Source organism: Streptomyces sp. NPDC000404 (assembly GCF_040300365.1).
Lineage (GTDB): Bacteria > Actinomycetota > Actinomycetes > Streptomycetales > Streptomycetaceae > Streptomyces > Streptomyces ramulosus.
Genome location: NZ_JBEPDN010000008.1, coordinates 298,608 through 323,416, shown reverse-complemented (window position 1 = coordinate 323,416; position 24,809 = coordinate 298,608). Strand labels below are relative to the sequence as shown.

The following is a 24,809-nucleotide window of genomic DNA, read 5'->3' as shown; positions in this document are numbered from 1 at the left end:
GCCGGGATCAGGTCTGCGGCGCGACGGCCCTCCCCGCACCCCGCCGGATGAGCCTGGTCGCGACGGCGGAGGAGAGCAGGCCGAGCACGAGAAAGCCCAGGCCGAAGAGGCTGAGCCGGTGCGCGCCCAGCAGCGCGATGCCCGCCGCGCCGGTGAGGCCGGACGCGGAGACCGCGAGGTAGGTGGCCGCCGCGTTCAGACCGATGGTCAAGGTGGCGTGCGCCGGGTTGACGGTGATGAGCCGGTGCTGGAGGGGGACGAGCGAGGCCCAGCCGCACACGCCCCACACGAAGACGGCTACCACGGCGGTGGCGAGATGACGGTTGGTCAGCGGCATCAGCGCGAAGTCCACGGCGGCGACGGTCACCGCGGTGGCGATGATCCACCGTGGGTCGGCCTTGTCGGTGAGGCGGCCCGCGCCGAGGTTGCCGACGGTGGCGCCGAGCCCCCAGACGAAGAGCAGCGCGGCCAGCACCGTTCCGCTGCCGCCGGTGGCGCGGTCGTAGGACTCGGCGACGAAGCTGTAGTTGGTGTAGAGGCCGGTGAACACCAGCACGGTGGTCAGCAGGGTGAAGCCGATCCGGGCGTCCTTGAGCGGCGCCATCCGCCGGCGCAGGCCGATCGCGGGCGCCGGGGGCACGGCGGGCAACAGGACGCCGATACCGACGGCCCCGAGCACCGCGAGCACCGCGACGAACCACAGTGTGGCCTGCCAGTTGACCTCGCTGCCGATGACCGTGCCGAGGGGCGCGCCCAGCGCGGTGGCCCCGCTGAGCCCCGCCATCACGACGGCCAGCGCCCGACCACGCTTCTCGGGCGGCACCAGCGAGGCGGCGGTGGCGCTGGCCGTCGGGGTGAACATGGCGGCCCCCAGCCCGGCGACCGCCCGGCTCGCCAGCACCGGCCCGTACGAGGGCAGCACGGCGGTGAGGACGTTGCCGATCGCCAGGACGACGAGGCCGCCCAGGAGCAGCCGCTTGCGCGGCCAGTGTGCGGTGGTCGCGGCCACGACGGGCGACAGCACCGCGTAGGACAGCGCGAAGACGGTGATCAGCAGCCCCGTGGCGGAAATGCTGACGCCGAGCGTCCGGGAGATCTCGGGAAGAATTCCCGCGATGACAAAACTGTCCGTCCCCACCGAAAACGTACCCAGGGTGAGGATCAACAGGCGGCTGTACATGGCCCCTCACTTCCCCTACGAGACCAACTGTTTGATGATCGTCATACTAGGGAGGCCGAACTCCACACTGTCAATACATTGTTTGATGAGAGCCAAACAATGACGCCCGATACAATCGCGCCGACCAGCGGAAGGAGGCCCCGTGGCGCGATACCTCACGGAACCGGACGCGGGCGACGTCAAGTTCACCGAAGTCATGCGCGCACTGGCGGACCCCGTACGGCTGCGCATGCTCGCGGTGCTGGCCGACGGCGAGTACCACCCCTGCTGGCCGGAGGAATTCCTGGTCGGCGTGCACAAGTCGACGCTCTCGCACCACTTCCGCGTACTGCGCGAGGCGGGCATCACCAGGACACGCCTGGAGGGACGCAACTACTTCATCCAACTCCGCAAGGAGGAGGTGGACGCCCGCTTCCCCGGACTGCTGGACGCGGTGCTCAACGGCGCCCGCGAACCGGAGCCGACGGACACCTGACCGCGCCGCCGGAGAACGACCGGCCGCGATCTGCGTGAACACCGCCCGGTAGGCGTCGGGCAGGACGTCTCCCCGGTCTGTCCAGCGGGTCAGTTGCTTCCAGCGATTGCGGTCGGCGAGCGTGTGCTCGACGCTGATGCGCTGCGATGAGTGCTCATGGCAGCCTCTTCAGCTGTTGGCTCGTGCGCTTGTCTGCGATGTCGACGTGCCCACCGACGGATTCCCGTTCGACCGAAGGGCTGAGCCGTGCCGGACCGACCTGAGATTGTCTGCATCTGCGGCTCCACCCGGTTCATGGACGAGATGCGTGCGGCGAACCGTGATCTGACCTTCGCCGGTGTCATCGTCGTCGCGCCGGGCGAAGCAGACGAGTTGATCACCAACGAGCAGAAGGCCGCACTGGGCGCCCTCCACCTGCGCAAGATCGACCTGGCTGACCGGGTTCTGGTCGTCAACCCCGGCGGGTATATCGGCGAGTCCACGAGCAGGGAGATCGCGTATGCCCACGCCACCGGCAAGCCGATCTCGTTCACCGATCCCGTCTGACCGGTAGACGCTTCCTGGTGCGCGCGGGCAACGAGCCTCGGCCGGCCCCGGAACGTGTTGCCAGAGGGGCTTCGAAGTCGTCGGGCACAGCCTTGCGCTTGTCCGCGTGACGCCAGGCCGAAGACGGACGAGCGCGAGCCAGCCGTTGCGGATGAGGGGTCGCCGCAGGACCACTGGCCGGCAAGGCGTCCCCGGCCGGCCAGTGGTCCTCAGTCAGTTCGCGACCAGTCCGTTCGGCAGGAAGTGCCGGTCGACGAACTCCTTGAACGCCTGCTCCAGCGAGCGGGTGTCGGGGTGGGACCGCTCACAGGGCCTGGTCACCGGGGTGGGCAGGTGCGTGGCCCGGTTGAAGCCCATCATCATGGCCGTGGCCCTCCACACCCTCGCTTCCGCCCAGGGGCCGACCGCGGCGTGGTGGACGAACAGCAGGTAGGCGGCGAGTTCGTCGCCGGCACCGGCTGCGAAGCGCCACCAGAAGAGGGCGGCCTCCCAGTTGCGTAGGTAGTACAGCAGACAGGCGAAGGTGCGGGCGCCGACCGGATCGTAGTCATCCCGGAAGGCGTGCAGCGAGGCCAGGGCGTCGCTGTTCAGTACGAGGTCGCAGATCGTGCGCACTTCGGCCAGAGTCTCCGCCGGGGTGACCGCGGACTCCAGAATGGGGGTTGGCCGCCGCCGGCGGCGGCGCGGTGGCGCGGGGCGCACCGGAATGGGGCGTGCCCCGTTGGCGGCCTGACGCCCCACCCGCTCGGGCGGCCGGCTGCCACTGTCGGTGATGCGGGCGACGAGGCGCTGGGTGAACGCCTCCGCATCATGGTCGGCGAACTCGTCGTCGAGGGCTGCGGCTTGCCGTCGGAGCGCTTCTTCGAGCATCACTCGTCCTCTCCGGAATCCTTGAGCATGATGTCCCTCAGGCGCTGCAGCCCCAGGCACGCACTGGCCTTCGCCGAGCCCTTGCTGGTGCCGAGGAATTCGGCAATCTGGTCGTACGACAGCCCGACGAGGTAGTAGAGGCGCACCGAGGCGGCTTGCTGCGGCGCGGCGGCCTCCAGTTCCTCCAAGGCCAGGTCGAGCGCTTCGTAGGCGCCGAGGTCCATGACCTGTGAGCTGTCGGGGCGGTCGGGCGGATCGGCGTAGGTGAGCATGCGGGAGTTGCGTACGGCGCGGCGGTAGAAGTCGATGATGACGCCGTGGAGGATCGTGTGGGCCATCGCCGGGGGGTTGGGGTGCGCCAGGATGCGTTCCCATTTTGCGTACATGCGGCGGCCGGCTTCGAGGACGGCGTCCTCGGCGTCTCGCCGGTCGCGCAGGCGCTGGGCGGCGTACTTCAAGAACGCCTTCTGTTCCTGCTGGAAGAACGCGGTGAAGTCGACCGGCAGTTCGGCGGTGGGAGAGGCCAACGGTGAGTTCTCGTTCATCGCACCTCCCCACAGCAGAAGCACGCCGGCGGTCGCGGCGCGGGCGACACGTCGGGGCGGTGGTGTTCGCAGGCTGAGGCGCAGTGGCAGATCGGCATCTCGAAGGTGCTCACGTAGTGGGGTCGGAGGGGGGTGGCCTGCGAGGTGGTGACGAGGAGTCGGACGAGGGAGTCGAGTCCTGTGGCGATCAACCGATAGGCGCCGACAACGACAAGCGCATACCAGGACCATGAGTGCCGCAAGTGCTCCACGAGTCAAGTCCTCCCTTCCTGAGGGGATGTCCACCCGACGACTGTGACGGGTGGGGCGGAACGGATGTTCCTGCCCTTCTCACCGAAGGGGGTGTCGTCAGGGTTAAGCCACCGTCAGCGGAATGTGATCGATCAAATCCGCAGGCGCTCGACCAGGGGTTTTATGCTATTGCGTGATGAACGCCACACCATTCAAGGGTTTAAAGTTTATTCAGGAGTAACTAGCGTTCGAATCTTCGGCAGTTGATCCGAGCCCCAGGGGACGCCCTGCTCCAACCCGACGCCGAAGACACTCCCGTCCGACCGCCCCCGGGAAACAGCCCGATGCGCACGCAGATCCCCTGCCGTGGCACGGGCACTCCACATCCGCAGCGGTCAACTCCGTCACGACGAAGGCGAGAGCGGGACAGACCGCATGTGGGCGTCAGCCGGAGCGGGAGCGGCCGGCATCGGCCGCGGAGTGGGATTCCGCGGCGTCCGCCCTGCGGCGCGTTCGATGAAGACGGCCTGACCCTCGGGCGGGATCTCACCCAGGATGCGGGCGAACCGGCGCACGATCCGCCACCGCGGCGGGCGTCTCGGAGAGGTGACCACCGGAGCGCACCGACCGACCGCCTCTCGCGCGGCCGACGCGGCCCGTCCCCCTGGCCCGCCCCGGAGATCCGCCGGCCCGCAGGTCACGCGATCGGTCACGCCTCAGCCCGGAAACCCAGAAAGACCCCAGATCAACTGGGGTCTTTCGCCGGTGTCCGAGGGGGGACTTGAACCCCCACGCCCGATAAAGGGCACTAGCACCTCAAGCTAGCGCGTCTGCCATTCCGCCACCCGGACCAGGTGTTGTCTTCGCGGGGTGTTCCCCGCGGCGACATGGACAACAATACCAAGGTTTCGGAGTGCCTTTCACCTGCGTATCTGCTGGACGGATCGGCACGCAGTTGGAGATAAAGGGCAAAGTGAACGCCTACGAGCGGTCGCCCCGTGCGCGCCCGTCGCCCCTGGCGTCCCGCTCACCCGCGGGGACCGGTCGCCGCCCCTGACCGCGGGCTTTCCGTGAGCGCGGTCCACGCATGACCAATCCTTGGCTCGATCGCCACCCCTTGCCCCCTGGACAGCGGACGGGCGATGCGGGATAACGGGTTCATACAGTATTCGTCGACTGTATGCAATCCACATCCGACCACGTCAGGGGTCGTCCGCGGGCGGTCCCACGAAGGGAAGCGATGCCCCATGCCCGAGGACGCGCAGAACCTCATCTCCGGCGGGCACCTGGTTGCGAAGGCGCTCAAGGCGGAGGGTGTGGACGTCGTCTACACGCTCTGCGGCGGGCACATCATCGATATCTACGACGGCTGCGTCGATGAAGGCATCGAGGTCGTCGACGTGCGGCACGAGCAGGTCGCCGCGCACGCCGCCGACGGGTACGCACGGATCACCGGGAAGCCGGGGTGCGCGGTGGTCACCGCGGGGCCCGGGACGACGGATGCGGTCACCGGGGTCGCCAACGCCTTCCGGGCGGAGTCGCCGATGCTGCTGATCGGCGGGCAGGGGGCGAGCACCCAGCACAAGATGGGGTCGCTCCAGGACCTGCCGCACGTCGACATGATGACGCCGATCACCAAGTTCGCCGCGACCGTGCCGGACACCGCGCGCGCCGCCGACATGGTCTCGATGGCGTTCCGCGAGTGCTACCACGGTGCGCCCGGGCCGTCGTTCCTGGAGATTCCGCGGGACGTGCTCGACGCCAAGGTGCCCCGGGAGACGGCGCGGGTGCCGCGGGCCGGGCACTACCGGGCCTCGACACGGTCGCCGGGCGACCCGGACGACGTGCAGAAGCTGGCCGATCTGCTGGTGCGGGCCGAGCGGCCGGCGATCTTGCTGGGCAGCCAGGTCTGGACGACGCGGGCGACCGAGGCTGCGACCTCGCTGGTGCGGGAGCTGAACGTCCCCGCGTACATGAACGGCGCCGGGCGCGGGACGCTGCCGCCCGGGGATCCGCACCACTTCCAGCTCTCGCGGCGGCACGCCTTCTCCCGGGCCGATCTCATCGTCATCGTCGGCACCCCGTTCGACTTCCGGATGGGATACGGCAAGCGGCTGTCGCCGGACGCCACCGTCGTGCAGATCGATCTGGACTACCGCACCGTCGGCAAGAACCGCGATGTGGATCTGGGGATCGTCGGCGATGCGGGGCTGGTGCTCGCCGCCGTCGCCGAGGCCGCGTCCGGGCAGCCGGCGGGCGGCTCCGTGCGGCGCAAGGAGTGGCTGGAGGAGCTGCGCGCGGTGGAGCGGGCCGCTCTGGAGAAGCGGCTGCCGCAGCTGCGGTCGGACGCGCACCCGATCCACCCGTACCGCCTGGTCAGCGAGATCAACGAGTTTCTGACCGAGGACTCGGTCTACATCGGGGACGGCGGCGACATCGTCACCTTCTCCGGGCAGGTGGTGCAGCCGAAGGCGCCCGGTCACTGGATGGATCCGGGGCCGCTGGGGACGCTCGGCGTCGGGGTGCCGTTCGTGATGGCGGCGAAGCAGGCGCGGCCGGAGAAGGAGGTCGTGGCGCTCTTCGGGGACGGCGCGTTCTCGCTGACCGGGTGGGACTTCGAGACGCTGGTCCGCTTCGATCTGCCGTTCGTCGGGATCGTCGGCAACAACTCCTCGATGAACCAGATCCGATACGGCCAGCGCGCCAAGTACGGCGACGAGCGGGAGCGGGTCGGCAACACCCTCGGCGATGTGCCGTACGACAAGTTCGCGCGGATGCTGGGCGGTTACGGCGAGGAGGTGCGCGATCCGGCGCAGATCCGGCCGGCGCTGGAGCGGGCGCGGGAGAGCGGCAAGCCGTCGCTGATCAATGTGTGGGTGGACCCGGACGCGTATGCCCCCGGAACGATGAACCAGACGATGTACAAGTGAGGTGAACCCGTCGTGACCAAGGCACTTGAGGGCGTTCGCGTCCTCGACATGACGCATGTGCAGTCCGGGCCCTCCGCCACGCAGTTGCTGGCCTGGCTCGGTGCGGACGTGGTCAAGCTGGAGGCGACCGGTGGGGACATCACGCGGCGGCAGCTGCGCGATGTGCCGGACGCCGACTCCCTGTACTTCACGATGCTCAACTGCAACAAGCGGAGCATCACCCTCAACACCAAGAGCCCGCGCGGCAAGGAGCTGCTCACCGAGCTGATCTCCCGCAGCGACGTCCTGGTGGAGAACTTCGGCCCCGGCGCCGTCGACCGGATGGGCTTCCCCTGGGAGCGCATCCAGGAGATCAACCCGCGGCTGGTCTACGCCTCCATCAAGGGCTTCGGCGACGGCCCGTACACCGCGTTCAAGGCGTACGAGGTGGTGGCGCAGGCGATGGGCGGGGCGATGGCGACGACCGGGTTCGAGGACGGGCCGCCGCTGGCGACCGGTGCGCAGATCGGCGACTCGGGGACCGGCGTGCACTGCGTCGCCGGCATCCTCGCCGCGCTCTACCAGCGCGAACGCACCGGCCGCGGCCAGCGCGTGAACGTCGCGATGCAGCACGCGGTGCTGAACCTGTGCCGGGTCAAGCTCCGCGACCAGCAGCGGCTGGCGCACGGCGCGCTGGCCGAGTACCCGAACGAGAGCTTCGGCGACACGGTGCCGCGCAGCGGGAACGCCAGCGGCGGCGGGCAGCCCGGCTGGGCGGTGCGGTGCGCGCCCGGCGGACCCAACGACTACGTGTACGTGATCGTGCAGCCGGTCGGCTGGCGGCCGCTGACCGAGCTGATCGGACGGCCGGAACTGGCGGACGATCCGGAGTGGGCGACCCCGGAGGCGCGGTTGCCGAAGCTGGCGAAGATGTTCCAGCTGATCGAGGAGTGGAGCGCCACGCTGCCCAAGTGGGAGGTGCTGGAGCGGCTCAACGCCCACAACGTCCCGTGCGGTCCGGTGCTCTCGCCGAAGGAGCTGATCGAGGACGCCTCGCTGGTCGCCGACGGGATGGTGGTGAGCGTCGACCACCCCGAGCGCGGCACGTTCACCACCGTCGGCTCGCCGCTGAAGCTGTCCGACTCCCCTGTCGAGATCGACCGTTCGCCACTGCTGGGCGAGCACAACCAGGAGGTGTACGGCGGCGAGTTGGGGCTCGCCGACGAGGAACTGCGGCTGCTCAAGGCGAACGGAGTGATCTGATGGCGGAGCACGAGGAGCACCGGCCGCTCGACGGCCGGGCGGAGATGGTGCGGGCGGTGCTGGCGGCGGCGCGGGCCGAGGGGCGCACCGCGCTGACCGCGCCCGAGGGCCGGCGGGTGGCCGAGGCATACGGCATCGCGACGCCGGCGGAGGGGCTGGCGGAGACCGTGGACGACGCGGTGGCGCTGGCGGACCGGATCGGGTTCCCGGTGGCGTTGAAGATCGTCTCGCCGGACATCGTGCACAAGACGGAGGCGGGCGGGGTGCGGACCGCGCTGGCGTCCGCCGCCGAGGTGCGCGCCGCCTTCTGCGACATCGTGCGGAGCGCGCGGGCACACTCCCCCGGGGCGCGGATCGACGGGGTGCTGGTCCAGGAGATGGTCTCCGGCGGGCAGGAGGTCATCGTCGGGGCGGTGAGCGATCCGACGTTCGGGAAGGTGGTGGCGTTCGGGCTCGGCGGGGTGCTGGTGGAGGCGCTGGGGGACGTCACGTTCCGGCTGGCGCCGGCGGGCGAGGCGGACGCCGCGTCGATGCTGGACTCGATCCGGGCGGCTGAGGTGCTGCGCGGGGTGCGGGGCGCGCCGCCGGTGGACCGTGCGGCGCTGACCGGGCTGATCGTGCGGACGTCCGAACTGGCCGCGGACTTCCCGGAGATCGCGGAGATCGATCTGAACCCGGTGTTCGCGGCGGCGGACGGGGTGCGCGCCGCGGATGTGCGGATCCTGCTGGCGCCGGGCGCGCCGGCCGAGCGGCGGCGGCGTTCGCGGGAGGAGATCCTGACCGCGATGCGGCGGCTGATGCGGCCGCGGTCGGTGGCGGTGATCGGGGCGTCGGCGGAGCCCGGCAAGATCGGGAACTCGGTGATGCGCAACCTCGTCGACGGCGGTTTCCCCGGCGAGATCCATCCGGTGAACCCGAAATCCGACGACATCCTGGGCCGCAAGGCGTACCGCTCGGTGCGGGAGGTGCCCGGTGAGGTCGATGTGGCGGTGTTCGCGATTCCGGCGCCGCTGGTGCCCGCGGCGCTGGAGGAGGCCGGGCGCAAGGGCATCCCGAACGCGGTGCTGATCCCGTCCGGCTTCGCCGAGACCGGGGAGCACGCCCTCCAGGAGCGGCTGGTGGCGATCGGCGAGGAGTACGGCATCCGGCTGCTGGGGCCGAACATCTACGGCTACTACTCCACCTGGCAGGACCTCTGCGCCACCTTCTGCACGCCGTACGACGTGCGCGGCGGCACGGCGCTGACCTCGCAGTCCGGCGGGATCGGGATGGCCATCCTCGGCTTCGCGCGGGCCACCGGCACGGGCGTCTCGGCGATCGTGGGACTCGGCAACAAGGCGGACGTCGACGAGGACGATCTGCTCACCTACTTCGCCGAGGACGAGCACACCGACTGCGTGGCGATGCATCTGGAGGACCTGAAGGACGGCCGGGCGTTCGTGGCGGCGGCGCGGGCGACGGTGCCGCACAAGCCGGTGGTGGTGCTGAAGGCGGGGCGGACCGGCGCGGGCGCGCGGGCCGCCGGTTCCCACACCGGAGCGCTGGCCGGCAACGACGCGGTCTACGACGACATCCTGCGGCAGGCGGGGGTGATCCGGGCGCCGGGTCTCGCGGAGATGCTGGAGTACGCGCGGGCGCTGCCGGTGCTGCCGGCGCCCGCCGGGGACAACGTCGTGGTGATCACCGGCGCGGGCGGCTCGGGCGTGCTGCTGTCGGACGCGATCGTCGACAACGGGCTGCGGCTGATGGACATCCCCGCCGATCTCGACGCGGCGTTCAGGCGGTTCATCCCGCCGTTCGGGGCGGCCGGGAACCCGGTGGACATCACGGGCGGGGAGCCGCCGTCGACGTACGAGGCGACGATCCGGCTGGGCCTGGAGGATCCCCGTATCCATGCGCTGGTGCTCGGCTACTGGCACACCCTCGTCACCCCGCCGATGGTCTTCGCGGAGCTGACGGCGCGCCTGGTGGCGGAGTTCCGGGCGCGCGGGATCGAGAAGCCGGTGGTGGCGTCGCTGGCCGGGGACACCGAGGTCGAGGAGGCGTGCGCGTACCTCTTCGAGCGGGGCGTGGTGGCGTATCCGTACACGACGGAGAAGCCGGTGGCGGTGCTCGGGGCGAAGTACCGCTGGGCGCGGGCCGCGGGGAAGCTGCCGTGAGAGGGGCCACGGGCGCGTGCCCGGAGCGGACAGGAGGGAACTGACGGCACTCATGCGAGGGGCAGGGGACGGACGATGAGCACGGAGACGGACCGGGACGAGGGCAAGAACGAGGACGGCAGGAACGGGGACGACGGCTGTGCGGCCCGGCGGGCCGGGTACCGCAACGTCACGGACGGCAAGGGGCGGGTCTACCGGATCGGCGAGAGCGACCGGGAGCTGCTGGGGCACTCCCGCAAGCTGATGGTGTATCTGCCGTGGATCGCGATGATGGCGATCAGCGTGTCGGAGTACGCGTACGGCTCCGCCGAGGACACGCTCTCGCGGGCGCACGGCTGGTCGCAGAGCGACACCTTCTGGATTCTGAGCGTCTGGGTGTTCTTCCAGGCGGGCATCGCCTTCCCGGCGGGGTGGTTACGGGAGCGGGGGCTGCTCACCGCGCGGTGGGCGATGTACCTCGGTTCGGTGCTGTGCCTGGTGGGCTTCGTGGCGCTGGCGCATCTGGACGACGTGGGGCCGGCGCTCTGCGGTTTCGGCGTGATCGGCGGCCTCGGGTCGGGGCTGATCTACGCGACCTGCATCAACATGGTCGGCAAGTGGTTCCCGGAGCGGCGGGGCGCGAAGACCGGCTTCGTCAACGGCGGCTTCGCCTACGGCGCGCTGCCGTTCATCTTCCTCTTCAACTACGCCTTCGACACCTCCGACTACGACGAGATGCTGGATCTCATCGGGGTGTACGTGCTGGTCGTGGTGGCGGCCTGTGCGTGGTTCTTCCGGGATCCGCCGCCCAACTGGTGGCCGCCGCACGTCGCGCCGCCGACCGCGACGCCGGCGGGCGCGGCGCCGGGGGCCGGCCGGCGCAGCGCGGCGGGTCTGGCGAAGAACCCGCCCGCGGTAGCGCAGTTCACGCCGAAGGAGGCGCTGCGCAGCGGGATGCTGCCGCTGATGTGGCTGTCGGTCGTGCTGACGGCCGGGGTGTCGATCTTCGGGATCTCGTTCCAGGTGGACTACGCGCGGGAGGTCGGCTTCGGGCCGCTGGTGGCGGCGTCGTCGATGGGCGTGATGTCCGTCGTCAACGGCGTCGGGCGGGCCTTCGTGGGATGGCTGTCGGACCTGTGGGGCCGCAGGACCACGCTGGTCGTCGTCATCGTCGTGCTGGGGCTGGCGCAGTTCGGGGTGATCTGGGCGGGGCACGTCCACAGCCAGTGGCTGTTCCTCTGCTTCGCGTTCCTCTCCGGCTTCGGCGGCGGCGCGTTCTACCCGCTGTTCGCGGCGCTGACCCCGGACTACTTCGGGGAGAACTACAACGCCACCAACTACGGCCTGGTCTACAGCGGCAAGCTGATCAGCGGGCTGTTCGGCGGCGGGCTCGGCTCGATGGTGGTGGGCGCCTGGGGGTACGACGGCGCCTACGCGCTGGCCGGCGGGGTCTCGCTGCTGGCGGCGGGGTGCGCGCTGCTGCTGCGGCAGCCGGGCCGGGAGCGGCCGCGGGCGGCGGTGGCCGGGGAGCGGACGGTCAGCCGTGAGCTGATCTGAGGCGCACCGGGTGTGCCGAGGCGGGCGGTGCCGGTCGGGCGCCGCCCGCTTCGGTCATCCGCCGGTGGGGGTGCCCGGTGCCTCGTGGGTGCCCTCGGCGATGGCGCGGTGGTGGCGGACCACCTCGCTGATGATGAAGTTGAGGAACTTCTCGGCGAACGCCGGGTCGAGCCGGGCGTCGGTGGCGAGCTTGCGCAGCCGCTCGATCTGGGCGGCCTCGCGGGCCGGGTCGGCGGGCGGCAGGCTGTGCCGGGCCTTCAACTCGCCGACCTGCTGGGTGCACTTGAACCGTTCGGCGAGCAGGTGCACCAGCGCGGCGTCGAGGTTGTCGATGCTGCTGCGCAGATAGAGCAGCCGCTCCCGGGCCGCCCGGTCGGAGACGGCCGCCGCCTCGCCGGCCTCGGGTGCGCTCTCCTGGCTCATACGTGTCTCGCCATTCGTCATCGGTGGTGCGTGATCGGGTGCAGGTTACCGGTCCGCCGCGGCGCCGGTCAGGGGTGTCTCGGGGAACGGAACGGCCGAGGTGGCCGGAACGGCGCGGCGTGACGGGGTGGATCCGGACGTCCCGGGCCCGGCGGTCCGCCGCTCAGCCGCGCCGTTCGCCCGGTCCGCTCTCCCGGGCCCGCTCGTGGTAGGTCCGGCGGGTGTGTTCGGTGTGGGCGCGCATCACGGCGGTGGCGCGGGCCTCGTCGCGGTCGGCGATGGCGGCGATCAGCTCGCGGTGCTCGATCCAGGACTGCGCGCCGCGCTGCCGGGCGACCGGTGTGTAGTACCAGCGCACCCGGCGGCCGACCTGTGCGGCCAGCTCGGCGAGGACGGCGTTGCCCGCCAGCTCCATCACCTTGGCGTGGAACGCGGCGTTGGCCGCCACCGCGCCGTCCACGTCGTCCTCGCGCACCGCCCGCTCGCCGGTGACGCACAGCTCCTCCAGGGCGGCGATGCCCGGCGTTCCGGTGTGTGCGGCGGCCAGCCGGGCGGCCTCCGCCTCCAGCAGCGTACGGACCGTCAGCAGCTGGTCGGCCTCCTCCTCGGTCGGCTCGTGGACGAACGCGCCCTGGGCGGGCCGCAGATCGACCCAGCCGTCGGTGTTCAGCCGCTGGAGCGCCTCGCGGACCGGCTGCCGGGAGACGCCGAGGTGTCCGGCGAGTTCGCTCTCCACCAGGTGGGCCCCGGGGCGCAGGGCGCGGGTGGTGATGAGTTCGAGCAGCGCCTCGTAGACGCGCTCGCGCAGCGGGCCGGGCCGTTCGAGCTTCGGGACGGCTCCGTGCGGAAGTCCGCTGGACAGCATCGGGTCCCCCTTGGTCTGGTGGCCGGGCGCGGCCCTCGGGGGCGGCGCCGGACGGCCCGCCCATTGGCTATCGTCTACAGTTTACCGAGTACGTTGTCCCGTTGTCCCCGTTCCGTCGCGCCCACCGCCGGCCGGAGCGGGCCGGGGCGCCGCGCGAGGGGTGGAGGCAGACATGGGACGGGTCACCGAACGGCGCCGCGTCATCCGCGTGCGGGACGGCTCCGCGGGGGCCCGGCCGGACACCCTGGTCGTCGAGGAGCCGCTGGAGATCCGGCTGAACGGCAAGGCGCTGGCGATCACCATGCGCACCCCGGGCGACGACTTCGCGCTCGCGGCCGGCTTCCTCGTCAGCGAGGGCGTGCTGGCGTCCGCCGCGGAGCTGGCGAACATCGTCTACTGCGCCGGCGCCACCGACGACGGCGCGAACACCTACAACGTCGTCGACGTCCGCCTCGCCCCCGGCGTCCCGGTGCCGGACATCGGCCTGGAGCGGAACGTCTACACCTCGTCGTCGTGCGGGCTGTGCGGCAAGGCGAGCCTGGAGGCGGTGCGCACCACCGCACGCTGGGCGCCGGACGCCGCCCCCGATCCCGCGGTCCGCCTCACGCCGGAGCTGCTGAGCACCTTCCCGGACCGGCTGCGCGCCGCCCAGCGGGTCTTCGACCGGACGGGCGGGCTGCACGCGGCCGCGCTGTTCCGCCCGGACGGTGAACTGCTGGACGTTCGCGAGGACGTCGGGCGGCACAACGCCGTCGACAAGGTCGTCGGGCGGGCGCTCCAGGACGACCGGCTGCCGCTGTCGTCGTGCGTGCTGATGGTCTCCGGCCGGGCCTCCTTCGAGCTGGCGCAGAAGGCGGTGATGGCGGGCATCCCGGTGCTGGCCGCTGTCTCCGCCCCGTCGTCGCTGGCCGTGGACCTCGCCGCCGAGACGGGCCTGACGCTGGTCGGCTTCCTGCGCGGCAGCTCGATGAACGTCTACGCGGGCGCGCACCGCCTCGGTCTCGACGAGGCGGACGCCGGGAGCTGAGGCCGGGCGCCGGTCAGCCGCCCGCGGCCGCCTCGCCGGCGCTGCCGGCCGGGCGCACGATCCGGGTGAGCAGCGCGATCAACTGCTCGCGCTCGGCGGGGGTCAGTGCGGCGGTCAGCTCGTCGTTGGCGCGGTCGCCGAGCCGCTGCGTGCGGCGCAGGACGCGCCGCCCCTGCGCGGAGAGCGCGACGGCGTTCTTCCGCCGGTCCGCGGGGTCGGGGGTCCGGGTGACCAGTCCGTCGCGCTGCAGGTCGGTGACGACGGTGACCATGTCCTTCGGGTCGATGCCGACGGTGCGCCCCAACTCCGCCTGGGAGACCGGACCGCTCTCGGCGACGGCCGAGAGCACGGCGTGGTGCACCATCCGCATGCCCTCGGTGGCGAGCGCCTCGGCGACCAGCCGGTGCCCGCGGGCCGCGGCCCGGCCCAGCAGCCAACTCGGCAACACACGGATGCGGCGGGGGGCGTACGGGGCGTCGGCCATGGGTCCACGGTAGCGCCGTCCCATGGGATTCCCCAACGAAATACCGTTGGCCGGCCCAACGAATCCGGGCTACCGTCGGGCGCTCCAACGATCCTTTCGGAGGTGCCCGTGCGCCGCGTTCGCCACGACATCCACGGCGGTCCCGAGGTCCTGCGCATCGAGGAGGCCGAACCACCGGTGCCCGGCCCCGGTGATCTGCTGGTGCGCACGGAGGCGATCGGCGTCACGCTGCCGACGGTGCGCCGGGTGCGCGGCGGCGGTCCGCTGCCCGGGCTCCCCGGTGACGAGGTCGCCGGGGAGGTGGTCGCGCTCGGCCCGGACGCCGGCGACTTCGCCGTCGGCGACCGCATCGTCTCGTTCGGCCACCCGGGCGCGTACGCCGAACTCGCCCTCACCCCGGCCCGGTTCGCCTCCCGCATCCCCGGCGGGGTGGACGCCGCGCAGGCCGTCGCGCTGATCCGGGGCGGGCATGTGGCGCTGGCCGCGCTCGACACCGCGGCGCCCCGGGGCGCGGAGTCGGTGCTGATCACCGCGGCGGCGGGCGCCACCGGGCATCTCGCCGTCCAACTCGCCAAGGCGCGGGGCGTACCGCGGGTGGTGGCCGTCGTCGGGACCGGGCAGAAGGCGGAGTTCGTCCGGGCGCTCGGCGCCGACGAGGCCGTCCTCCACCGTCAGGAGTCCTGGGGCGCGCCGGTCGATGTCGCCCTGGACGGCGCCGGAGGCGACCTGCTGCCGCGGGCGCTCGGCGCGCTGACGCCGGGCGGGCGGCTGATCTTCTTCAGCTCCGGCGGCGGCACGCTCCCGGCGCATGACCTGCTGGCCGGGGCGAAGACCGTCACCGGGATGACGATGCGACACTTCGCCGCCACCCGGCCCGAGCGGTACGCGCAGCACCGCGCACAGCTGTGGGAGTGGGCGTCGTCCGGGCGGCTGCGGGCCGCGATCCACGCCGAACTGCCGCTCTCCGACGCCGCGGCGGCCCACCGCCTGATGGAGGCGCGGGCGAACCTGGGGAAGATCGTGCTCCGGCCGGACGCCGGCGCGGCGCGGTAGCCGGGGGACGGCGCGGTAGCCGGGGGGGGCGGCGCCGGAGCGGACGCGGGCCGGACGGGTGAATTCTGCGGGGTCGCGGGCGAACGGCCGCACACTCCTTGTCGGGGTGTAGCGACGGCAGTACGTTCCGTCACACACGACATGGGACGTGGGATGTCCTGTGGATGACGCCGATGCCTCGAAGGGCAGGCCGGACCATGACGTCACTTCTCCGTGCACCCTCCCGCCCCCTCCGCAGACCCCGGCGGCGCCGCGCCGTCGCCGCCCTCACCGCCCTCGCCGCCCTGGCGCTCACCCTGCTCCCCGCCGCCCCCGCGGGCGCCGCGGGGAGCGGCGCCGCACCGCCCGGCGGATTCGACCAACGGGTCCTGTTCAGCGCGGCCCAGGACCCGGGCTACGCCTGCTTCCGCATCCCCGCGATCGTCCGCTCCGTCCGGGGCACCCTGCTCGCCTTCGCCGAGGGCCGGGCGCACGACTGCGGCGACGCCGGGGACATCGACCTCGTCCTCAAACGCTCCACCGACGGCGGCCGCACATGGGGCCCGCTCCAGATCGTCAACGAGGGCGGCGGCGACACCCACGGCAATCCGGCGCCGGTCGTGGACCGCCGCACCGGCCGCATCGTCCTCGCCGAGACGTACAACAAGGGCCGCACCGACGGCCTCAGTTGCGCGACGCCCTGCGAGCGCACCCCGCACCTCCAGTACAGCGACGACGACGGCGCCACCTGGTCGGCGCCACGCGATCTGACCCGCGCGCTGCGGCCCGCCGGCTGGAACTCCTGGTACGCGACGGGCCCGGTGCACGGCATCCAGCTCGCCCGGGGCCGCCACGCCGGACGGCTCGTCCTGTCGGTCAACGCCGAGAGCTACGCCGGCGGCCGGGTCACCGCCAACCACGCCGCGCTGGTCCACAGCGACGACGGCGGCACCACCTGGCGCGTCGGCGCCGTCGACACCTGGCCGGTCGCCCCCGACGGCACGTTCCGCCAGAAGCCGTCCGAGATGACGCTGCTGGAGCGCGCCGACGGCTCCCTCTACGTCAACGCCCGCGAACAGGACGGCACCGACCTCGGCAACCGCACCGCGGCGGTCAGCCGCGACGGCGGCGCGTCCTTCACCCACCCGTTCCGCACCCTGCCCGGCTTCCTCTCCCCGATGGTGCAGGCGTCGGTGCTGCGGCTGCCCACCGCCGGGGGCGGCAGCCGCACCCTCCTCGCCGCCCCCGCCGACCCGGACCGCCGCCGCACCATGACGATCCGCTCCTCGTACGACGAGGGCCGCACCTGGGAGGAGGCCGACCGGGGCGCCCGCGTCACCGGCGACTGGTCCGGCTACTCCGACCTGGTCGCCCTCTCCCCCGGCCTGACCGGGCTGCTCTACGAGGCGGGCGCCGACGACGCCCGGGACGAGATGCGGTTCGCCCGCTTCACCGACGCCTGGCTCGGACCGCGCCGCGGCCCCGACCCCACCACCCCCGACCGCGCACCCGGCGCCCGCCCGGCCACCGTCCTCGGCGGGGCCCGCACCACCACCGGCGTCTTGGGACAGGCCCTGTCCTTCGACGGCGCCGACGACGCCGTCCAACTCCCCTTCCGCACCTCGCTGCCACTGGGCGACGCGGCGTTCACCTGCGCCCTGTGGTTCCGCTACGACGCGAGCGGCGGTGAGCAGCCGATGCTGTGGCTGGGCGGCTCGGGCAGCAGATCCCCGCAGGTCACGCTGGTCGGGGACCCGGCGCGCGGCCGGATCACGGCGACCTTGACCACCGTTGCGGGCGCCGCGCCGCCGGTCACCACGACGTTGTCGACGGCGGGCGCGTACAACGACGGCCGCTGGCATCTGCTGGCGCTGCGCCGCGGCGGCGGCCGGTTGCTGCTGACGGTGGACGGCGCCGCGGCCACGACCGCACCGGACACCCCGGGGTCGGTCAGCCGCGGCTCGGCCTTCGGCGTCCGCCTCGGCGAACGCCTCGACGGCCGCGCCCACTTCACCGGCGCCCTGGACGAGGCCGTCGTCTACCGCCGGGCGCTGTCCGACGCCGACCTGACCGCCCTGCGCACCCGGGGCCGCCCCCCGGCCGGGCCCGTCGTGCTCCGCCTCGGGCTGGACCGGGTGACGGCGCCCTGACGCCGGCGGCCCCGGCACAAGGGGCCGCTACCGGGACTCCCCGGCGCCCACCGGCTCGCCGCCGCGGGCCGGTGCCGGGGAGTCCGCCGGGCCGCCCTCCCCGGGGACGTCCGCCTCGGGGGCATCCGCCTCGGCCGCCGCCGCGAACCGCTTCGCCAGCACCGCGCAGACCATCAGCTGCATCTGGTGGAAGAGCATCAGCGGCAGCACCGCGAGCCCCGCCTGGGCGCCGAAGAGGACGCTGGCCATGGGCAACCCGGCGGCCAGGCTCTTCTTCGAACCGGCGAAGGTGATGGCGATCCGGTCGGCCCGCCCGAAGCCCAGCTTGCGGGAGCCGTACCAGGTCACGGTCAGCATCACCGCGAGCAGCAGCCCGAGGACGCCCAGCAGGATCAGCAGGCGCAGCGGCGAGACCTGGTGCCAGATCCCGGCGGTCACCCCGGCGCTGAAGGCGCTGTAGACGACCAGCAGGATCGAGCCGCGGTCCACCAGGCCGAGAACCTTCTTGTGCCGGGTGAGGAATCCGCCGATCCAGCGGCGCAGCACCTGGCCGGCCAGGAACGGCAGCAGCAGCTGGCAGACGATCGAGACCAGCGCGCCGCCCGAGACGCCGGGCCCCTCGCCGTCCAGCACGAGCGCGGCGAGCAGCGGGGTGACGACGATGCCGACGAGGCTGGAGAACGATCCGGCGCAGATCGCCGCCGCGACGTTGCCGCGCGCGATGGAGGTGAACGCGATGGACGACTGGATCGTCGACGGCACCAGGCACAGGAACAGCACGCCGGTGTACAGCCCGCCCGGCAGGACGTACGGCACCAGGCCGCGGGCGGCCAGGCCGAGCAGCGGGAAGAGCGCGAACGTGCAGGCCAGGACGGTCAGATGGAGTCGCCAGTGACGGAGTCCGGCCATCGCCTCGGCGGTCGAGAGGCGGGCTCCGTAGAGGAAGAAGAGGAAGGAGACGGCACCGGTGGCGGCGCCGTCGGCGACGGTGGCGGCGGAGCCGGTGGCCGGGAGGAGCGCGGCCAGTCCGACGGTGGCGAGGAGCGCCAGGATGTATCCGTCCACGGGGAGCCAGGAGGGGAGGGCGAGGGCAGGGCGGCGCATGATCTCACTTCGGTCGACGGTGTGCGGATGGCGGCATGGACGGTGCCCTCTCCAGAGTGCCGGTCCCCACGGATATCGGGAACCCCGTTCGCCGCGCTCACTGTGATGCCGGAACGTGATTACCATGGCCGCACACCGGCCCGTTTTGGCCACGCCGCTTCCCCGGCCGCGGTCCCTCGGTGGCCGGACCGCCGCCCACCCGAGGTGCCCCGTGTTCGATCCCGCGCAGCTGCGTACGTTCCTCACCGTCGCGCAGACCCTGAGCTTCACCCAGGCCGCGCACCGTCTGGGGCTGCGGCAGTCGACCGTCAGCCAGCACGTGCGGAAGCTGGAGGAGGCGGCCGGGCGGCGGCTGTTCGCGCGGGACACCCACGGCGTGGAGCTGACCGAGGACGGCGAGGCGATGCTCGGCTTCGCCCGCACGATCTGGGAGGCGAACGAGCGGGCCGCCGGGTTCTTCACCGGCACCCGGCTGCGCGGGCGGCTGCGGTTCGGCGCGTCCGAGGACTTCGTTTTGACGCGGCTGCCGGAGATCTTGGAGGGCTTCCGGCACGCCCACCCCGAGGTCGATCTGGAGCTGACCGTCGAACTCTCCGGAACCCTCCATGAACTGCTGGCGGCCGGCCGGCTCGACCTCGTCCTGGCCAAGCGGCGACCGGAGGGGCCCGCGGGCCGTCTGGTGTGGCGGGACCGGCTGGTGTGGGTGGGCAGCGACCGGCTGCGGCTCGATCCGCACCGCCCGGTGCCGCTGGTGGTCTTCCCGCCGCCCGCGGTCACCCGCGCCCGGGCGCTGGAGCGCCTGGAGGAGGACGGCCGGGCCTGGCGCATCACCTGTACCAGCGGGAGCCTCAACGGGCTGGTCGCCGCCGCCCGCGCCGGGCTCGGGGTGATGGCGCACACCCTCGGCATGATCCCGCCGGGCCTGGTGCGGATGGCGCCGCGGACCGGGCTGCCGGAGCTGGGCGGGGTGGACTTCGTCCTGCTGCACGGGCGGCGCGCCACCGCCGCCCGCGGTCCCGCGGAGGCGCTGGCCGACGCGGTCCTGGCCGGCGGCGACCGGCTCCAGCTGCCGTGACGACCTGCGGTTCCCGGCGCGGGACGCCGTCCGGGACGACCCGCCGGTTCACCCTTCCGGTGCAGAGATTTGGTGCAGATACGGTCCCCAGGTCGTGATCGTTCCGTCGGTGGATGACCGGTGCATGTCCACTCTTCCGAGGAGTGGTCCGTTTCCTCCGGATGACCCGCGGGCGCCGGGCACCGTCCGGAACCCGGGAAGGCCCTCCCGCAGAGCGAAACCGTGGGGTACGGTCGCGGCCGTGTGAGGAGTACCACAAGGAGCTGGGTCATTGCGCGAGTTCACCGTGGAGCCGCTGGCTACCGGGCCCCGGGTCGGTGGGCTGGCGGACACCGTTTTCGACCGTGCCGCACGCGAACCGGACCGGGCCGCGCTCGCCCGTAAGGACGCCGAGGGGCGCTGGAGCGACATCAGTGCCGGGCAGTTCCGGGACGAGGTCATGGCGCTGGCCAAGGGCCTGCTCGCCCAGGGCGTCCGCTTCGGTGACCGGGTCGGGATCATGTCCCGCACCCGCTACGAGTGGACCGTCTTCGACTTCGCCGTCTGGTCGATCGGCGGCCAGTCCGTGCCGCTGTACCCGACCTCCTCCGCCGAGCAGGTCTTCTGGATGCTGCACAACGCGGGCGTGACGGCGTGTCTGGTGGAGCACGAGGACCATGCGATGACCGTCGGCTCGGTCATCGGCCGGCTGCCGCAGCTGCGCCGCCTGTGGCAGCTCGACCGGGACCCGGTGGCCGAACTGACCGCGGCGGGCGCGCATCTCGACGACGACGTGGTGCACCGGCACCGGATGGCGGTCACCCCCGACGCCATCGCCACCGTCATCTACACCTCGGGCACCACCGGCCGTCCCAAGGGCTGCGTCCTGACCCACGCCAACTTCATGGCCGAGGCGGACAACGTCCTGGAGCGCTACGACGCGGCGTTCCACTCCCGCCCCGGCGACGAGGCGTCCACCCTGCTCTTCCTGCCGCTGTCGCACGTCTTCGGCCGGATGGTCGAGGTCGCCGCGCTGCGCGGCAAGGTCAAACTGGCCCACCAGCCGGAGCTGAGCGCCCGCGCCCTCCTGCCCGACCTGCGCAGCTTCCGGCCGACCTTCGTCCTCGCGGTGCCGTACGTCTTCGAGAAGGTCTTCGCGGCGGCGCGGCGGCAGGCGGAGGCCGAGGGGCGGGAGGGGCCGTTCGACAAGGCCGTCGACGTCGCGGTCCGGTACGCCGAGGCCATGGAGCACAAGGCGTTCGGCACCGGCCCCGGCCCCGGCGCGGCCCTGCGGATGCAGCACCAGTTCTTCGACAAGGTGGTCTACAGCAAGGTCCGCGAGGCGCTGGGCGGCCGGGTGCGGCACGCGATGTCCGGCGGCTCCCGGATGGAGCGCCGCCTCGGCCTCTTCTTCGCCGGCGCGGGGGTGCGGATCTTCGAGGGGTACGGCCTGACGGAGTCCACCGCCGCCGCGACCGCCAACCCGCCCGAGCGGACCCGCTTCGGCACGGTCGGCACGCCCATCCCCGGCACCACCGTCCATGTCGCGGACGACGGCGAGATCTGGCTGCGCGGCGGTCAGGTCTTCCAGGGGTACCTGGACGATCCGCAGGGCTCCGGCGCCGTGCTGCACAACGGCTGGTTCGCCACCGGCGACCTCGGCGCCTTCGACGAGGACGGCTATCTGACGATCACCGGCCGCAAGAAGGAGGTGCTCGTCACCTCCGGCGGCAAGACGCTCTCGCCGGTGGTCCTGGAGGACCGGGTCCGGGCGCATCCGCTGGTCGCGCAGTGCCTCGTCGTCGGCAACGACCGGCCGTTCGTCGCCGCGCTGGTGACGCTGGACCCGGAGGCCGTCACCCACTGGCTGACGATGCGCGGCAAACCGGACATGCGCCCCACGGAGCTGGTGCGCGACCCGGATCTGGAGTCGGAGATCCGGCGGGCCGTGGTCGCCGCGAACACCCTGGTGTCACAGGCCGAGTCGATCCGTACGTTCCGGATACTGGCCCATCAGTTCAGCGAGGACCAGGGGCTGCTGACGCCGTCGCTGAAGCTGAAGCGGAAGGCGATCGAGGCGGCGTACGCGACCGAGGTGGAGGCGCTGTACCGGAGCTGAGCGGGTGCGTGCGCCGGCCGGGTGGACCAGGGTGTTTTCTCCTCGTGCACGGGAATGCGGAGCGGCCGGTGAGCGTTGTCGTCGGTGGACATGCACGACGACGTAAGGATCGATTCCCCGTGAGCCAGGTCCCGACCATCACGCTCAACAACGGCGTCACGATGCCGCAGCTCGGCTTCGGCGTCTGGCAGGTGCCGGACGACGAGGCGACCGCCGCCGTCGGCCACGCCCTGGAGGCCGGCTACCGCAGCATCGACACCGCCGCGATCTACGGCAACGAAGAGGGCACCGGCCGGGCGCTCGCCGCCTCCGGCATCCCCCGCGGCGAACTCTTCGTCACCACCAAGCTCTGGAACGCCGAGCAGGGCTACGACTCCACCCTGCGCGCCTTCGACGCCTCCCTGGACAAGCTCGGCCTGGAGTACGTCGACCTCTACCTGATCCACTGGCCGCTGCCGGCCAGGGACACCTACGTCGACACCTACCGCGCCTTCGAGAAGATCCACGCGGAGGGCCGCGCCCGCGCCATCGGCGTCTCCAACTTCCTCCCCGCGCACCTGGAGCGGCTGATCGGCGAGACCTCGATCGTCCCGGCGGTCAACCAGATCGAGCTGCACCCGTACTTCCCGCAGGACGCCTCGCGCGCGGCGCACGCCCGGCACTCCATCGCGACCGAGGCGTGGTCGCCGCTGGGCCAGGGCAAGGACCTGCTGGCGGAGCCGGTGCTCGCCGAGATCGCGGCCAAGCACGGGGTGACGCCCGCCCAGGTGGTGCTGCGCTGGCACCTCCAGCTCGGCAACGTCGTCATCCCGAAGTCGGTGACGCCGGCGCGGATCGCCGCCAACATCGACGTCTTCGGCTTCGCGCTGGACGACGCCGACCTCAAGGCCGTCGCCGCGCTCGACAACGGCACCCGGCTCGGCCCGGACCCGGCGACGTTCGACGTCGTCTGAGTCCGGCACGCAGCGCGCCGCCGCCCCGTTCGGCCGGGGCGGCGGCGCGCTGCCGTGAGGGCGGGCCTACGGCCGGGGGCTCGGCGGTTTGCGGTGATGGCCGCTGCCGGGTTCCTCCGCCGGGGCGGGGCGCGGCGGCGCGGGAGGTTCGATCTGGCGCACCAGTTGGTGCAGCGAGAGCAGCGCGGTGATCGGCGGCAGCCCGGCGACGCTGATCGCGGAGAGCGTCAGCGGGGCGTGCGCCACGCACAGCACGACGGCGAGCCCGGAGAAGAGAATCACCACGCACCACGAGTGCGCGACCCGGCGGCCGTTGGCCGAGGCGCGCAGGATGGCGATCGACGCCACCGTCCAGGGGCCGTAGATCAGCAGCGGCCACAGGTCGGCGAGGCCGCCGGAGGCGCCCTGGGAGGCGAGAGCGCGCAGCGGTGCGTAGCAGACCATGGCACCCAGCACGCTGATCATCACCGCGGTGAGCGCGGCGACGGCGGAGCTGATCCGCCGCGCCCAGCGGCGCAGCCGGACGGCGCCGGCGCGGTGGACGCCGGGCCGGTGCTGCCGGGTGCGGGCATGGCTGACGACGGGTCCGGTGGGTGGTGGCGCCGGATATCCGTCCCCCGCGTGCGGGTCCTGGGGCGCCGGGCCGTCGGTCTCCCACACCGGGACGTTCGCCCACGCGACCGCGTCGAACCCGTAGGGGTCCGGCTGCGGCGCGAACAGCGGGACGCCCACCTGGGGGTCGGTGTCCCGGACCGCACGGGTGAAGGTGCCCTGGCTCGGCACGAATTCGTCGGTCTGCTGCGCCGGGATGTAGGTCTGGGTCTCGTGCACGTCATGTCTTTCGGGAGAAGGCCCGGCCGGGAAGCGCGTGCGCCGCGGGCCCGCCCGCGGCGCAGCCGCCGGGGCGGGCCCGCGGTCGCGGGGCCCGGTCGGGTGAGGGACGTGGTCGCAGGGGGACGTTCACGCGCGGTGTGCGGCGCCGGGCCGCCCGGGGGCCGCGGCGGCGGACACCGGAGGGCGGGCCGGGGCCGCGGGGCGGCGCTCGCGTATGCGCCGGGCCCGGACGGGCGTACGGCGGGCGGGCGGTGGCCCCGCGCAGGCACCGCGGCGGCCGGCGGGACGGTGTCCGGGCGGCCCGCCCGGTCCCTCGGCTCGGCGCACGGCGGGGCCACCCGGCCGCGCACGGTCACTGGCGCGTGCTGACGTCACGCCCGGTCCAACGAACAAACCGGCCAGTCGTACATGCTGCATTCGAGTGATGCGGAGACACCCGGAATCGCGAACGGGTTCGGCCGGTCGGCCCAGGGTCCGCCGTGTCGCACGCCGTTCGCCGGGAGGGCGGGGCGGGCATCCGGGCGGACGGCACCGGCCCGCCCCACCGGCCGGGCGGCCGGTGGGGCTCCGCGCCGCGGTGCCGGGTGGTTCAGCGGCGGCAGCGGCGGCGTCTGCGGCAGCAGCCCCAGCGTGCGCCGGAGCCGAGCAGGCCCAGGCCGATGCCGAGCATCCAGGTGTCCTTGGCGAGCGGGATGCCGTTCTGGGTGGGGCGCAGGCTGCCCGGCTCGCGCATCCCGGGGGTGCGGAGGTAGAGGCCGACGAGCCCGGCGGAGAACCCGGTCAGCGCGGCGCCGGCGAGGCGGCTCGGCACGACCGGGGCGAGCAGGGCGCTGCCGATGGCCACCTCCGACCAGGCCAGCAGCCGGACGAAGACGCGTGGTTCGAGCTTGTCCAGGAACGGGTACGCGGTGCAGGCCATGCCGTGGATCCCGGCGGCGGTCTCCTCGTCCGCCTTCAGCTTGCCCAGGCCGGAGTTGAGGATGAACGCGCCGGTGGCGAGGCGCGGGGCGACGTCACGCGGTTCGGGCGCCAGATGCATCGGAGCCTCCC

General features: G+C 72.7%; 21 protein-coding genes and 1 tRNA gene. 12 read left to right on the top strand and 10 right to left on the bottom strand.

Going from position 1 to position 24,809, the window contains the following annotated elements:
• Positions 1-7: 7 nt before the first annotated feature.
• Complete coding sequence (locus ABT345_RS18055; protein WP_345076699.1) at positions 8-1,180, bottom strand: MFS transporter; 1,173 nt, start codon at positions 1,178-1,180, stop codon at positions 8-10.
• A 142-nt stretch (positions 1,181-1,322) separates the two neighbouring features.
• Here ABT345_RS18055 and ABT345_RS18050 point away from each other — a divergent pair, with 142 nt between their 5' ends.
• Positions 1,323-1,655 carry an ArsR/SmtB family transcription factor gene (locus tag ABT345_RS18050; protein WP_345076702.1) on the top strand — a complete coding sequence of 111 codons (333 nt, stop codon included), beginning with the start codon at positions 1,323-1,325 and terminating at the stop codon, positions 1,653-1,655.
• Between the two features lie 294 nt (positions 1,656-1,949).
• Positions 1,950-2,201 (top strand): hypothetical protein, encoded by a 252-nt coding sequence (locus tag ABT345_RS18045; protein ID WP_425584405.1) that lies wholly within the window; start codon positions 1,950-1,952, stop codon positions 2,199-2,201.
• Positions 2,202-2,414: 213 nt separating this feature from the next.
• Here ABT345_RS18045 and ABT345_RS18040 read toward each other — a convergent pair whose 3' ends face one another.
• The 3 genes from ABT345_RS18040 to ABT345_RS18030 all read right to left on the bottom strand — a co-directional run bounded on the left by ABT345_RS18040 (position 2,415) and on the right by ABT345_RS18030 (position 4,698).
• Positions 2,415-3,071 (bottom strand): hypothetical protein, encoded by a 657-nt coding sequence (locus ABT345_RS18040; protein WP_345076708.1) that lies wholly within the window; start codon positions 3,069-3,071, stop codon positions 2,415-2,417.
• Entirely contained in the window at positions 3,071-3,616 is a 546-nt protein-coding gene (locus tag ABT345_RS18035) for an RNA polymerase sigma factor (protein WP_345076711.1), read from the bottom strand. Before ABT345_RS18035 ends, ABT345_RS18040 begins: the two co-directional genes overlap by 1 nt.
• A 997-nt stretch (positions 3,617-4,613) precedes the next feature.
• A tRNA-Leu gene (locus tag ABT345_RS18030) sits at positions 4,614-4,698 on the bottom strand.
• Positions 4,699-5,094: 396 nt separating this feature from the next.
• Between ABT345_RS18030 and ABT345_RS18025 the strand changes: the two genes are divergently transcribed.
• From ABT345_RS18025 to ABT345_RS18010, 4 genes are all read left to right on the top strand, one after another.
• Positions 5,095-6,777, top strand: coding sequence for a thiamine pyrophosphate-binding protein (locus tag ABT345_RS18025; protein WP_345076714.1), 1,683 nt, complete (start codon positions 5,095-5,097; stop codon positions 6,775-6,777).
• A gap of 12 nt (positions 6,778-6,789) precedes the next feature.
• Entirely contained in the window at positions 6,790-8,019 is a 1,230-nt protein-coding gene (gene frc, locus ABT345_RS18020; RefSeq protein ID WP_345076717.1) for a formyl-CoA transferase, read from the top strand.
• Positions 8,019-10,178, top strand: coding sequence for an acetate--CoA ligase family protein (locus ABT345_RS18015; RefSeq protein WP_345076720.1), 2,160 nt, complete (start codon positions 8,019-8,021; stop codon positions 10,176-10,178). Before frc ends, ABT345_RS18015 begins: the two co-directional genes overlap by 1 nt.
• Before the next feature lie 75 nt (positions 10,179-10,253).
• Complete coding sequence (locus ABT345_RS18010) at positions 10,254-11,714, top strand: OFA family MFS transporter (protein WP_345076723.1); 1,461 nt, start codon at positions 10,254-10,256, stop codon at positions 11,712-11,714.
• Between the two features lie 54 nt (positions 11,715-11,768).
• Here the strand turns inward: ABT345_RS18010 and ABT345_RS18005 are convergent, their stop codons facing one another.
• Positions 11,769-12,137 carry a chorismate mutase gene (locus tag ABT345_RS18005; RefSeq protein WP_345076726.1) on the bottom strand — a complete coding sequence of 123 codons (369 nt, stop codon included), beginning with the start codon at positions 12,135-12,137 and terminating at the stop codon, positions 11,769-11,771.
• A gap of 163 nt (positions 12,138-12,300) precedes the next feature.
• Positions 12,301-13,002 carry a GntR family transcriptional regulator gene (locus tag ABT345_RS18000; protein ID WP_345076729.1) on the bottom strand — a complete coding sequence of 234 codons (702 nt, stop codon included), beginning with the start codon at positions 13,000-13,002 and terminating at the stop codon, positions 12,301-12,303.
• Between the two features lie 172 nt (positions 13,003-13,174).
• Here ABT345_RS18000 and fdhD point away from each other — a divergent pair, with 172 nt between their 5' ends.
• Complete coding sequence (gene fdhD / locus ABT345_RS17995) at positions 13,175-14,029, top strand: formate dehydrogenase accessory sulfurtransferase FdhD (protein ID WP_345076732.1); 855 nt, start codon at positions 13,175-13,177, stop codon at positions 14,027-14,029.
• Positions 14,030-14,042: 13 nt separating this feature from the next.
• On the opposite strand, the gene ABT345_RS17990 is transcribed toward fdhD, so the two are convergent.
• Positions 14,043-14,513 carry a MarR family winged helix-turn-helix transcriptional regulator gene (locus tag ABT345_RS17990; RefSeq protein ID WP_345076735.1) on the bottom strand — a complete coding sequence of 157 codons (471 nt, stop codon included), beginning with the start codon at positions 14,511-14,513 and terminating at the stop codon, positions 14,043-14,045.
• 108 nt (positions 14,514-14,621) lie between these two features.
• Here ABT345_RS17990 and ABT345_RS17985 point away from each other — a divergent pair, with 108 nt between their 5' ends.
• A complete protein-coding gene (locus ABT345_RS17985) occupies positions 14,622-15,566 on the top strand; it encodes a quinone oxidoreductase family protein (RefSeq protein WP_345076738.1) in 945 nt (314 codons plus the stop codon).
• A gap of 197 nt (positions 15,567-15,763) precedes the next feature.
• Positions 15,764-17,695 carry an exo-alpha-sialidase gene (locus ABT345_RS17980; RefSeq protein ID WP_345076741.1) on the top strand — a complete coding sequence of 644 codons (1,932 nt, stop codon included), beginning with the start codon at positions 15,764-15,766 and terminating at the stop codon, positions 17,693-17,695.
• 27 nt (positions 17,696-17,722) lie between these two features.
• Here ABT345_RS17980 and ABT345_RS17975 read toward each other — a convergent pair whose 3' ends face one another.
• Positions 17,723-18,799: a bile acid:sodium symporter family protein gene (locus tag ABT345_RS17975; protein ID WP_345076744.1), complete on the bottom strand. Its 1,077-nt coding sequence runs from the start codon at positions 18,797-18,799 to the stop codon at positions 17,723-17,725.
• Positions 18,800-19,010: 211 nt separating this feature from the next.
• Here ABT345_RS17975 and ABT345_RS17970 point away from each other — a divergent pair, with 211 nt between their 5' ends.
• The 3 genes from ABT345_RS17970 (at position 19,011) to ABT345_RS17960 (ending at position 22,925) form a co-directional block, all read left to right on the top strand.
• Complete coding sequence (locus ABT345_RS17970) at positions 19,011-19,874, top strand: LysR family transcriptional regulator (protein ID WP_345076747.1); 864 nt, start codon at positions 19,011-19,013, stop codon at positions 19,872-19,874.
• Between the two features lie 271 nt (positions 19,875-20,145).
• Positions 20,146-21,972: an AMP-dependent synthetase/ligase gene (locus ABT345_RS17965; RefSeq protein ID WP_345076750.1), complete on the top strand. Its 1,827-nt coding sequence runs from the start codon at positions 20,146-20,148 to the stop codon at positions 21,970-21,972.
• A gap of 119 nt (positions 21,973-22,091) precedes the next feature.
• Positions 22,092-22,925 (top strand): aldo/keto reductase, encoded by an 834-nt coding sequence (locus ABT345_RS17960; RefSeq protein ID WP_345076752.1) that lies wholly within the window; start codon positions 22,092-22,094, stop codon positions 22,923-22,925.
• Between the two features lie 66 nt (positions 22,926-22,991).
• Here the strand turns inward: ABT345_RS17960 and ABT345_RS17955 are convergent, their stop codons facing one another.
• The gene (locus ABT345_RS17955; protein WP_345076755.1) at positions 22,992-23,756 is read right to left on the bottom strand and encodes a DUF2637 domain-containing protein; all 765 of its coding nucleotides are present in this window, start codon (positions 23,754-23,756) and stop codon (positions 22,992-22,994) included.
• Between the two features lie 592 nt (positions 23,757-24,348).
• A complete protein-coding gene (locus ABT345_RS17950) occupies positions 24,349-24,798 on the bottom strand; it encodes a hypothetical protein (RefSeq protein ID WP_345076758.1) in 450 nt (149 codons plus the stop codon).
• Between the last annotated feature and the right edge of the window lie 11 nt (positions 24,799-24,809).

Coding starts and splice junctions, on each gene's coding strand:
- ABT345_RS17975 (WP_345076744.1), bottom strand. CDS start 18,799: ATGCGCCGCCCTGCCCTCGCCCTCCCCTCCTGGCTCCCCGTGGACGGA.
- ABT345_RS18005 (WP_345076726.1), bottom strand. CDS start 12,137: ATGAGCCAGGAGAGCGCACCCGAGGCCGGCGAGGCGGCGGCCGTCTCC.
- ABT345_RS18045 (WP_425584405.1), top strand. CDS start 1,950: ATGGACGAGATGCGTGCGGCGAACCGTGATCTGACCTTCGCCGGTGTC.
- ABT345_RS18000 (WP_345076729.1), bottom strand. CDS start 13,002: ATGCTGTCCAGCGGACTTCCGCACGGAGCCGTCCCGAAGCTCGAACGG.
- ABT345_RS18015 (WP_345076720.1), top strand. CDS start 8,019: ATGGCGGAGCACGAGGAGCACCGGCCGCTCGACGGCCGGGCGGAGATG.
- ABT345_RS18035 (WP_345076711.1), bottom strand. CDS start 3,616: ATGAACGAGAACTCACCGTTGGCCTCTCCCACCGCCGAACTGCCGGTC.
- ABT345_RS18025 (WP_345076714.1), top strand. CDS start 5,095: ATGCCCGAGGACGCGCAGAACCTCATCTCCGGCGGGCACCTGGTTGCG.
- ABT345_RS17980 (WP_345076741.1), top strand. CDS start 15,764: ATGACGTCACTTCTCCGTGCACCCTCCCGCCCCCTCCGCAGACCCCGG.
- fdhD (WP_345076732.1), top strand. CDS start 13,175: ATGGGACGGGTCACCGAACGGCGCCGCGTCATCCGCGTGCGGGACGGC.
- ABT345_RS18010 (WP_345076723.1), top strand. CDS start 10,254: ATGAGCACGGAGACGGACCGGGACGAGGGCAAGAACGAGGACGGCAGG.
- ABT345_RS18055 (WP_345076699.1), bottom strand. CDS start 1,180: ATGTACAGCCGCCTGTTGATCCTCACCCTGGGTACGTTTTCGGTGGGG.
- ABT345_RS17950 (WP_345076758.1), bottom strand. CDS start 24,798: ATGCATCTGGCGCCCGAACCGCGTGACGTCGCCCCGCGCCTCGCCACC.
- ABT345_RS18040 (WP_345076708.1), bottom strand. CDS start 3,071: ATGCTCGAAGAAGCGCTCCGACGGCAAGCCGCAGCCCTCGACGACGAG.
- ABT345_RS17990 (WP_345076735.1), bottom strand. CDS start 14,513: ATGGCCGACGCCCCGTACGCCCCCCGCCGCATCCGTGTGTTGCCGAGT.